This window comes from Virgibacillus halodenitrificans JCM 12304, assembly GCF_001310895.1.
GTDB classification, from domain to species: domain Bacteria; phylum Bacillota; class Bacilli; order Bacillales; family Amphibacillaceae; genus Virgibacillus_Q; species Virgibacillus_Q halodenitrificans.
Map to the genome: position 1 here is coordinate 21,654 of NZ_BAZS01000039.1, position 10,465 is coordinate 32,118.

The following is a 10,465-nucleotide window of genomic DNA, read 5'->3' on the forward strand; positions in this document are numbered from 1 at the left end:
ATCACCTCATCACAATAATCCCTAGTATAATTAATGAAAATCCAATTACCTTTTGCAGTGAAACTGGTTCACCGAATAGCAAAGCAGATAGAATGAAAACAAATACAAATGAAAGGCTCATAAATGGATATGCATAGCTAATATCAAACTTGGTCATTGCAGCCATCCAACTCAAAGCAGCCAGAAAAGCTGCAAAGAACCCGGAAAGCACCCACGGATTAAGTAATAATTGAAGTAACACTGTAAATTTTGCAATCCATGTATCTGGTAGACTCCCAAACTGATTCATCCTCCATTTTAAAATCAGCTGGCCATATACCGTAAAGAAAATAGTACTGAATATGTACAAGTATCCCATCTCTTACCCTCCAACCGGCAGTGAGCCATTTAATTTATGATACACATCCACCGTATTTTTCAACTTAAATCCAGTTGAGATAAATAAGTTTAATGATGGTAGATTGGAAGGAGAAATAGATGTTACAAGCTCATCTTCATCTACCAATGAGAAATGCTCAGAAGCTCCTTTACTTAAGAAAGGTTTTGCAAGTCCTTTACCACGATAAGAAGCATCCATTCCCAATAATAGAATTTTATTACCTTCATAAGCATAAAACCCCGCCGTGCTTCCTTCGTATTTCAGTGCCATAATCTGATTCTCTTCTATTAGATCTTTTACCCAATTTACATATCGATTATCTGCCATGAAATTTGGAATATTATAATCCCGATGAAAGCGCCCTCCTTGGAAGGCTTCTGCTGTTATTCGAAGAATTTCGCTCTTATTGTAGTTATAGCTTAGCTCTACTCCATCTTTTTCTGTAAATTTTAAAGCAGACTTATGGCAAACGGGCTCTATAAGAGTATCCACATAGTAGAAACCATATTTATTGAGTAACTCTGTATTTGCAAGTGGATCAATTTTTAAAGTGAAATGGCCTTCATGTTCATTGCTCTGATGTAAAGCTTCTTCAGAAATGGAAGTAAGCTCATAGGTTGGAATATGAAAATTACGCTGGTCCCAAGGGGTAGGGCGTAAATACGTTTGCATCATAATCAACTCCGTTTATTATTTGATTTCAGATTGTCAGTTGTTTCTCTTATAAGATAAATTGGTCGTCCTTTTGTTTCATTAAATATCTTCCCAATGTAGAGACCAAGGATTCCTAAATTAAAAAAAATCAACCCGCCTATGAAATAAATGGAAACCATTACACTAGTCCATCCTTGCACAGGAACCTTAAGGAAGAAATAACGAAAGAATAGAAATAAACCATATAGAAGCGACAAAGCAGAAATGAGAAATCCGAACTGGATGGATAAACGCAAAGGCTTATTAGACTGTGCGATGATTCCATCAGTTGCTAACGTAATTAATTTTTTTAGATTATATGAAGATTTCCCTTGGCTTCTTGAATGATGGTTAATTGGAATAGAAGTAGCTTTATATCCCATCCATTGTAGAAAAAGAGGGAAAAAGCGTGTCTGTTCTTTCATTTGTCGAAAACCATCGACTACTTTTTTACTACTGATACTGAAATTTGCAATAGTATGATCGGATGATTCTCCAGTAAAGTAATCATAAATCCGATAAAATAGCTGAGAAGATTTCTTTTTCAGCCAAGAGTCTTTTCTTTCTAACCTTTTCCCGAAAACTACCTCATAGCCCTCTAACGCTTTTTCATAAAGCTTTGGTATTTCCTCTGGCTGATCTTGTAAATCGCAGTCCATTACAACGACCCAATCACCTGAAGTATAGTCAATACCTGCAGTTATGGCATGATGCTGTCCGAAATTTCGTGCTAAGTCAATTCCTTTAATTTTTTCATCCTTTTCTTTGAGTTGCTGAATGATTTCCCAGGCTTGATCAGGGCTGGCATCATTAACTAAAATAATCTCGTAATCAGCTGGAATAAGTGATACAGAGGCGGAGATACGATCACAGAGTTCATATAAGCATGATCTACAGCCATATACTGGTATGACAACGGATATTAATGGTTTTTGGCTAGAGATTTCCATCTTTTCACATACCATTCAACTGTTTTTATTAATCCGCTCTTTAACTCTTCTTCCGCGCTCCAGCCGAGCTCTTGTCTAAGTTTACTATCATCAACTGCGTATCTTCTGTCATGTCCCAGCCTATCTTTGGTAAAACTGATTAATTCAATGAAGCTATTTTTATTAATTTCAGCTAATCGTTCGCTTTCCAACTCATCAAGGATACTGCATATTGTTCTGACGACTTCTATGTTCATCTTTTCGTTTCCTCCACCAATATTGTAAACTTCACCTGTACAACCCTGATGAAAGATAAGATCGATTGCTTTACAGTGGTCCATAACAAAAAGCCAATCTCTAATATTTCTTCCGTCCCCATAAATAGGAATAGAATTACCGCTTAACGCATTAAAGATAACGGTAGGAATAAGCTTCTCTTCATGCTGTCTTGGTCCGTAATTGTTGGATGAACTAGTTATAACAATATTCATTCCATAGGTGTACCCAAAGCTTTTAACTAGCATATTGGCTCCAGCTTTTGATGCGCTATATGGGTTACGTGGGTCATAGGGTGTTTTTTCATTAAACATTCCTTTCTCCCCAAGGGAGCCATAAACCTCGTCTGTGGATATGTGATGAAAGCGTCTCTGTGCTAGTTCGCCTTTTCGCTCCCAGTCCATTTTCGCTGTTTGAAGAAGTACTTGTGTACCTACAATGTTTGTATGGATAAATGCTGTAGCATCTTCAATGGAACGATCTACATGGGATTCTGCAGCGAAGTGGACCACTCCCCAAACGTCATACATCGCAAAGATAGATTCAATAAGGTTTTGGTCAGCAATATCACCCTGTATAAACTCATAGTTTGGATGATTCTCTAGGCCCGATAAGTTTTCAAGATTACCTGCATACGTTAATTTGTCTATATTAATAATTTGGTAGTCTGGATATTTATCAATCATGTATGCAACAAAATTGGAACCGATAAAACCGGCCCCTCCTGTAATAAGTAGAGCTTTTTTCGAATTAATCATTTTACCAATCCTAACATTGGGTTTTTCTCTATACGATCCCAGTATTGTTCCGAGTGCTTGCGGTCAGCTATTTCCAGAAGATATTGTCCGTAATCATTTTTCTCCATTGATTTCCCTTTCTCATAAAGAGCTTCTCTGGAAATATACCCAAGGTAATAGGCTATTTCTTCCAAACAAGCTAGTTTGAATCCTTGACGCTGTTGGGTTATTTTCACAAATTCAGATGCTTCAAATAAGGATTCATGGGTGCCTGCATCCATCCATGCAAAGCCTCTTCCCAATAGTTCTACATCTAACTTTCCACGTTTTAAGTATTCTTTGTTTAAATCTGTGATTTCCAATTCACCTCTATTAGAAGGCTTTAGTTTTTTAGTTAGCTCAACAGCCTGATTGTCATAAATGTATAATCCAGTAACTGCGAAGTCAGATTTTGGTTCTTTTGGTTTCTCCTCCAATGAAATGGCCTTTTGATAGGCATCGAATTCAACTACTCCAAAGCGTTGTGGGTCTTTTACTCGATAACCAAAGACAGTGGCATGACGATGATTCTTGATTGCATTGCGAAGAAGTGTTGTAAATCCCTGTCCATAAAAAATGTTGTCTCCAAGTATTAATGCAACTGAATCATCCGCAATAAATTCTTTTGAAATAGTAAGAGCTTCTGGTATTCCGTTTGGATTACTCTGGTCTTTATAAGATATGGAAATGCCGAGAGAAGAACCATCACCCAACAAAGTTTCAAAACGTGGTCTGTCAGCAGGTGTACTTATAATCATAAATTCCTTTATTCCTCCAAGCATTAAGACAGATAGTGGATAATAAATCATCGGTTTATCAAAAACGGCGAGCAGGTGCTTGTTCATGCTATCTGTACTAGGAGCAAGTCTGGTTCCACTTCCTCCAGCTAATATAATACCTTTCATACTCAACACTCCTTCTAAAGTGGATACTTCCTATAAGCTACCAACTAATTTAGCGCATGGTTACTCTAATACTCTATTACCTTTTTAAATCATTTATAATCTTACAGTTGTGTTTCAATACTGTTTCTAAAAGTGAAAACAAGTAATTTGTCTTCATTTGTAATAAAAAGTAGAATAATAGGAATATTCAGAAAAAGTATTGCTGTTTGTATAATTTTCCAATATACTCAGAAAAAGTCATTAAATTTTGATTACATTTCTATGTGGATTACATTACGAACAAAAAATACACAGCTATACATCTTATGCTCCATCTTTTATACCAAAATAATTTAATAGTTCGAAGCATAGAGTAAAGGGACAACATTTCAGTATGGAGTGTAACCAGAAATAAACTTTTTTGGGGTGATACTATTGATTAATCAAATTTTGAATGTAAGTAATTTAACTACTTCTTTTAGAATCAAAGATGATTACTATGCCGCTGTAGATAATGTTTCTCTCCAAGTTTTTAAGAATGAGGTCCTGGCAATTGTAGGAGAATCTGGATCGGGTAAAAGTGCACTTGCTTTTTCAATAATGGGATTACATACACGTGCGAAAATGGAAGGCAATATTTATTTCAAGGGGGAGGATCTTGTAAATCTGTCTCCGGCAAAAATAAATAAAATGCGCGGTAAGGATATGGCAATGATTTTCCAGGACCCTCTAACTGCATTAAATCCATTAATGACCATAGGGGAGCAAATAGGTGAGGCACTGCTCCTCCATAATAAAGCCATAACAAAGAAAAGTCGTTATGAGCAGGTAATTAAACTTTTACAACTTGTTGGAATTGCACGGCCTAAATATACATATAACCAATTTCCACATGAATTATCAGGAGGGATGAGGCAACGGGTCATCATTGCAATTGCTATTTCCAATAGCCCGGAATTATTAATAGCAGATGAACCAACAACCGCCCTCGATGTTACCATACAAGCTCAAATATTAGATTTAATCAGGGAATTGAAGAACGAGATGCAGGCAGGAATTATCTTAATAACTCATGACCTTGGAGTAGTTGCAGAAATGGCAGATCGTATTGCAGTCATGTATGCGGGGGAAATGGTGGAAGTTGCGGATGTCCATACACTATTTGAAAATCCATTACATCCCTATACACGTTCTTTATTAAACTCTGTACCGAATTCTAAACAAAAGCAGGACCGTTTGCATGTTATTCAGGGTGTTGTCCCTTCGTTACAGAATCTGCCAAGAACAGGTTGCAGATTCGCTCATAGGATTCCCTGGGTTACCGAAACAGCTCATGAAAAAATGCCGCAAATGCATGAAGTGGAACCACAGCACTACGTACGTTGTACTTGCTACAAGCATTTTGACTTTCTTGAAAAGAACAAGGAGGATCATAAACATGGAATTTCTTGAAGTGAAGAATTTAAAGGTACATTTCCCAATCCGGGGGGGACTGTTTAATCGGAAAATTGATGCTGTAAAAGCTGTAGATGATGTGTCTTTCCAGATGGAGGAAGGAAAAACATATGGACTAGTTGGTGAATCAGGTTCGGGGAAAACTACCATTGGAAGAGCTATTGTTGGGCTAAATAAAATCACTGCGGGGAAGATTTTTTTTGAAGGGAAAGATTTAGCATCTGCTAAAAATAAATCAATCCGAAAAGATATTCAAATGATATTTCAAGATCCGTACTCCTCATTAAATCCAAAAAAACGCGTGCTCGACATAGTAGCAGAGCCCATTCGCAATTATGAGTCACTTACTAGAAAAGAAGAAAAACAAAAGGTTCAAGATCTGATGGAGCGAGTAGGCCTAAGCGCAGAAGCAATATTAAAATACCCTCATGAGTTTTCAGGTGGACAAAGACAGCGAATTGGTGTAGCACGCGCTATTGCTTTAAAACCGAAGTTGATTATTGCAGATGAACCAGTATCTGCATTAGATGTATCTGTTCAAGCACAAGTATTGAATTTTATGCAGGATATTCAAAAAGATTTAAATTTAACATACTTGTTTATTAGTCATGATTTAGGAATTGTCAAACATATGTGTGACCAAATTGGGATTATGTATAAAGGGAGGTACGTAGAATCAGGAAAAAAAGAGGATATTTTTACTAACCCACAACACATTTATACAAAGCGACTTATCGCAGCTATTCCTGATATTGACCCGAGAAACAGAGATTTCCAGAAAAACCACCGAAGAGATGTTCAGAAAATGTACGACCAATCTTACCATGAGTATTTTGACAAAGAAGGATTGGCTTACCATCTGCAACATATATCGGAATCTCATCAAGTAGCATTGCCGCATAGGAAGGTTGATTAATATGTGGAAATTTATTGTTAGAAGGTTGTTTATTACTGCACCGCAAATTGTTCTTTTAAGTGTGTTGGTATTTTTAATGGCTCAAATGATGCCGGGAGATGCGTTATCTGGTTTAATTGATCCGAATATTGACCCACAGGCGATTGAACAGCAAAGAGAAAAGTTAGGGCTGAATAATCCTTGGTATGTTCAGTATAAGGATTGGGTTGTCTCCGCTTTGCAGGGGGATCTCGGGCAATCGTTCCGGTTTAAAATGCCTGTTACAGATCTTGTTGAACAACGTTTGATTAACACTTTTTGGTTGTCACTCGCTACTTTAATAATCACCTATTTAATTGCCATTCCTTTAGGAATTACAAGTGGAAGATTTAACGATACATTAAGAGACCAAATTATTACAGGATATACCTATATCGGGTTTGCTACACCGCTATTTATATTTGCACTTGTCATGCTGTGGTTATTCGGTTTTCACTTTCAATGGTTTCCAACTAGTGGCAGTGTAGCTCCAGGTTCAGAGGCAGGATCACTTAGCTATGTTATCAGTAAATTACACCATTTATTACTACCAGCCATTTCAATGGCATTAATAACAACAGTAAATACCGTTCAATATTTAAGGAGCGAAATTATTGATACAAAGCAAAAGGATTTTATAATTACCGCAAGAGCAAAAGGAGCTTCAGAATCAAGAGTATATAACAGGCATATTCTTCGAAACTCACTCCTGCCTATTGCTGCATTCTTTGGTTATGAAATAACTGGATTAATAGGCGGGACAGTATTTGTAGAATTTATATATAGTTACCCAGGTATGGGATTGTTATTTATGGATTCGATATTGCAGAGAGACTACAGTGTGGTAACTTCCGTAGTTTTACTGTTTGGTATTGCATCCATTCTAGGCGCGTTGCTATCGGATATTATCCTTAGCTTAATTGATCCGCGCATTCGTATTAAATAATCCAAAAAAATACCGAGGTGATCATAATGGATTCAAAACATGCTTATGTGGAAGAAACGCAGGAACAGATGAGGTCAGTTAAGAGCCCTTCAGGAATTAGTATTATGTGGAGGGAGCTCGTCAGAGATAAAGTAGCACTTTTCTCGCTTATATTTTTAATATTAATTACTACTTTTGTGTATGGTATTTCACTCTTTTTAAGCCAAGAGGAGATTGTCACCGTTGACCTATTCGCTATTCATGAGCCTCCTTCATCTGAATACTGGCTTGGGACGGATTATGGCGGCAGGGATATTTTCGGTCAGCTTATTATTGGCACAAGGAATTCGCTTTCTATTGGTATTCTCGTTACCTTAATGACTGGCTTAATAGGGATTATTTATGGACTTGTATCCGGTTATTATGGTGGAACCATCGATAATATGTTAATGCGCATTGTAGACTTTTTTATGATTCTACCGTTTTTAATGGTGATTATCGTGTTTGTTGCCATTGTTCCTAAGTATACAATTCTCTCCTTTTCCTTAATTATGACCGCTTTTTTATGGATGGGCATTGCTAGATTAATAAGATCTAAAGCTCTACAGGAAAGGGAATTGGATTATGCACAAGCGTCAAGAACTTTAGGGTCTTCCCACTTGAAGATTATGTTCACACAGGTCTTACCTAATTTAAGCTCTCTAATAATTGTAACAATGACGTTGAACTTGGCTGCAAATATTGGCTTGGAGTCAGGGCTATCCTTTTTGGGGTTTGGTTTCCCGGAATCGACTCCAAGTCTGGGAACGCTTTTAGGGTATGCCAGAAACCCACAGACATTGGAGTTTAGATGGTGGGTATGGGTACCAGCAGCAGTGTTGATCTTTATTCTTATGCTAAGCGTAAGAAATGTCGGCGAAGCTTTAAAAAGAGCTACAGATGCCAGACAGCGACGAGGATGATTACGAACACAGCTGAGAAAACTTTAATCATCAAGGAGGTGAACGCCTGGGAGAAGCAAAAAGAAATGTAGTTCTTGGTTAGCTATCAGCATGTCAGTTGGTTGTAAATGTAGCTTATAAACAGGGGAGGTCATTCATATGAAGAAGGTGCGTGTAGGGAGATTATTGTTTGCTCTAATGGTTGTACTTTTGCTTGTGCTTGCCGCTTGTAATTCTTCTACTTCAAAAGAAGGAGAGGCTGAAGGAACGAAGGAGAAGAAAACTGAGGAGAAAGGTAAAGAAGAGAAAAAAGAGGAAAAGAAAGATGGTTTATACTCTATTGATGATTTCAGCAATATTAAAACAAGCGAAGGGGAAGCGATCGATGGCGGATCATTCACTTTTGGGCTTGTGTCTGATAGTGCTTTTGAAGGGACATTGAATTGGAATTTTTACTCTGGTGACCCAGATGCGCAAATCCTGGACTGGTTTGATGAGGGTCTCCTTGATTGGGATGAGAACTATGTATATACAAATGATGGGGCGGCAACCTATGAAGCTTCTGAAGACGGTCGGGTATTTACCTTCAAAATTCGTGACAATGTAAATTGGCATGATGGGGAACCTGTTACTGCTGAAGACTGGTTATTTGCTCACGAGGTAATTGGCCATCCTGAATATGATGGAGTTCGATATGGCTCAGACTTTACTAATATCGAAGGAATGGAAGCATACCACAATGGCGAAGCTGAGACAATTTCGGGAATTAAAGTAATTGATGATAAAACATTGGAGATAACCTATATAGAATCTACTCCTTCACTTGTTACAGGTGGTATCTGGTCATATCCTTTAGCAAAGCATATCTTTGGAGATATGAAGGTAGCAGATATTTCTTCTTCTGCAGAAGTAAGGGAAAAACCAATCGGATTTGGACCATTTAAAGTGGAAAGCATAGTACCTGGAGAATCCGTAGTTATGTCCAAAAATGCGGATTACTGGCGTGGTGAGCCAAAGCTGGATGAAGTAACAGTTAAGGTAATTAATCCAAATGTTGTCGTTCAAGAACTGGAAACAGGTGGTGTAGATACAGTAAGCTCCTTCCCTGTTGATCAGTATCCAAAAAATGCGGAGATGTCCAATGTAGAATATCTTGGAATGATTGACAGAGCATATACTTACATTGGCTTTAAATTAGGAACGTGGGATAAAGATAAGAAAGAGGTAAAACCGAATCCGGACGCAAAAATGGCAGATGTTAATTTACGTAAAGCAATGTGGCATGCAGTAGATAATAATGCAGTAGGAGAAAAATTCTACAATGGTTTGCGCTGGAATGCAACAACACTTATTCCGCCATCACATCCAGAGTTTCATGACGAAACAAATCCAGGGGTAGCATATGATCCTGAAGCTGCAAAAAAGATTCTTGACGAAGCAGGCTATGAAGATAAAGATGGTGATGGCTTACGTGAAACACCTGATGGGGAAGAATTGGTCATTAACTTTGCCTCTATGTCAGGAGGAGATACTGCTGAGCCGTTAGCAAACTATTATATTCAATCATGGAAAGAAGTAGGCTTAAATGTACAATTACTAGATGGACGATTACAAGAATTTAATACATTCTACGATCGTGTAGGGCAAAATGGGGATGATGATCCTGCAGTGGACATTTACCAAGGAGCATGGGGCGTAGGTATTGATGTAGATCCACGTGGATTATATGGACGTGATGCATTATTCAATTTCACACGTTATGCGAGTGAGAAGAATGATGAATTGCTAGCAAAAGGTGTTTCTGCTGAAGCCTTTGATAAGGATTACCGGAAGAAAGTCTATGATGAATGGCAACAATTAATGGTAGATGAAATTCCAGTATTCCCAACACTATATAGATCTGAATTGGTACCTGTGAATAATCGTGTATTAAACTTTGCCATTGGCGATGGTACAAAAATGTATAAGAGTGACATTGCTGTAACCCAGGAAGAGCCAATAGTTGCAGAATAGGTTGTAAAGAGAAGCCCCAGGCGTAGGGCTTCTCTTTTAATTTTTAGGTTTTAATATATATGTTGGGGTTTTTCAATGATTCGAAAAATAGATATACTGCGACGTAACTTGATAGTACTCTAAGCGGCCGTTGCGGAAAAAACACTTCGCTTTCCGTGGGCAACGCTTCAGCTTCCTCGGAAGAAAACCACTTCCTGCGGGATCTTCAGCTGGGGCTGTGATTACTCGCCCCATCAAAAAGCCCTGTTGCTTTTCCCACA

At 37.9% G+C, this 10,465-nt stretch carries 11 protein-coding genes; 5 read left to right on the forward strand and 6 right to left on the reverse strand.

Going from position 1 to position 10,465, the window contains the following annotated elements; all coding sequences use genetic code 11:
* Position 1: 1 nt before the first annotated feature.
* From JCM12304_RS16430 to rfbA, 5 genes are read right to left on the reverse strand one after another with little or no spacing between them, the layout of a single operon-like run.
* Positions 2 to 358, reverse strand: a complete 357-nt coding sequence (locus JCM12304_RS16430) for an EamA family transporter (protein ID WP_019376392.1) — start codon at positions 356 to 358, stop codon at positions 2 to 4.
* 3 nt (positions 359 to 361) lie between these two features.
* On the reverse strand, positions 362 to 1,051 hold the full coding sequence (locus tag JCM12304_RS16435; RefSeq protein ID WP_082388062.1) for a GNAT family N-acetyltransferase: 690 nt from the start codon (positions 1,049 to 1,051) through the stop codon (positions 362 to 364).
* Between the two features lie 5 nt (positions 1,052 to 1,056).
* Positions 1,057 to 2,022, reverse strand: a complete 966-nt coding sequence (locus JCM12304_RS16440) for a glycosyltransferase family 2 protein (RefSeq protein WP_060681658.1) — start codon at positions 2,020 to 2,022, stop codon at positions 1,057 to 1,059.
* Positions 1,995 to 3,035, reverse strand: a complete 1,041-nt coding sequence (gene rfbB / locus JCM12304_RS16445) for a dTDP-glucose 4,6-dehydratase (RefSeq protein ID WP_060681646.1) — start codon at positions 3,033 to 3,035, stop codon at positions 1,995 to 1,997. Before rfbB ends, JCM12304_RS16440 begins: the two co-directional genes overlap by 28 nt.
* The gene (gene rfbA / locus JCM12304_RS16450; protein ID WP_060681648.1) at positions 3,032 to 3,958 is read right to left on the reverse strand and encodes a glucose-1-phosphate thymidylyltransferase RfbA; all 927 of its coding nucleotides are present in this window, start codon (positions 3,956 to 3,958) and stop codon (positions 3,032 to 3,034) included. Before rfbA ends, rfbB begins: the two co-directional genes overlap by 4 nt.
* 414 nt (positions 3,959 to 4,372) lie before the next feature.
* Here rfbA and JCM12304_RS16455 point away from each other — a divergent pair, with 414 nt between their 5' ends.
* The 5 genes from JCM12304_RS16455 (at position 4,373) to opp4A (ending at position 10,205) form a co-directional block, all read left to right on the forward strand.
* Positions 4,373 to 5,389 (forward strand): ABC transporter ATP-binding protein, encoded by a 1,017-nt coding sequence (locus JCM12304_RS16455; protein WP_019376387.1) that lies wholly within the window; start codon positions 4,373 to 4,375, stop codon positions 5,387 to 5,389.
* Positions 5,376 to 6,308, forward strand: a complete 933-nt coding sequence (locus JCM12304_RS16460; RefSeq protein ID WP_060681650.1) for an ABC transporter ATP-binding protein — start codon at positions 5,376 to 5,378, stop codon at positions 6,306 to 6,308. The genes JCM12304_RS16455 and JCM12304_RS16460 overlap by 14 nt, the downstream gene beginning before the upstream one ends.
* A gap of 1 nt (position 6,309) precedes the next feature.
* Positions 6,310 to 7,272 carry an oligopeptide ABC transporter permease gene (gene opp4B, locus JCM12304_RS16465; protein ID WP_060681652.1) on the forward strand — a complete coding sequence of 321 codons (963 nt, stop codon included), beginning with the start codon at positions 6,310 to 6,312 and terminating at the stop codon, positions 7,270 to 7,272.
* Between the two features lie 26 nt (positions 7,273 to 7,298).
* Positions 7,299 to 8,213, forward strand: coding sequence for an ABC transporter permease (locus tag JCM12304_RS16470; RefSeq protein WP_060681654.1), 915 nt, complete (start codon positions 7,299 to 7,301; stop codon positions 8,211 to 8,213).
* A 138-nt stretch (positions 8,214 to 8,351) separates the two neighbouring features.
* Entirely contained in the window at positions 8,352 to 10,205 is a 1,854-nt protein-coding gene (gene opp4A, locus JCM12304_RS16475) for an oligopeptide ABC transporter substrate-binding protein (RefSeq protein WP_060681656.1), read from the forward strand.
* Between the two features lie 72 nt (positions 10,206 to 10,277).
* On the opposite strand, the gene JCM12304_RS19775 is transcribed toward opp4A, so the two are convergent.
* The coding region (locus JCM12304_RS19775) for a hypothetical protein (RefSeq protein WP_218185794.1) at positions 10,278 to 10,465 on the reverse strand (188 nt) is incomplete at its 5' end.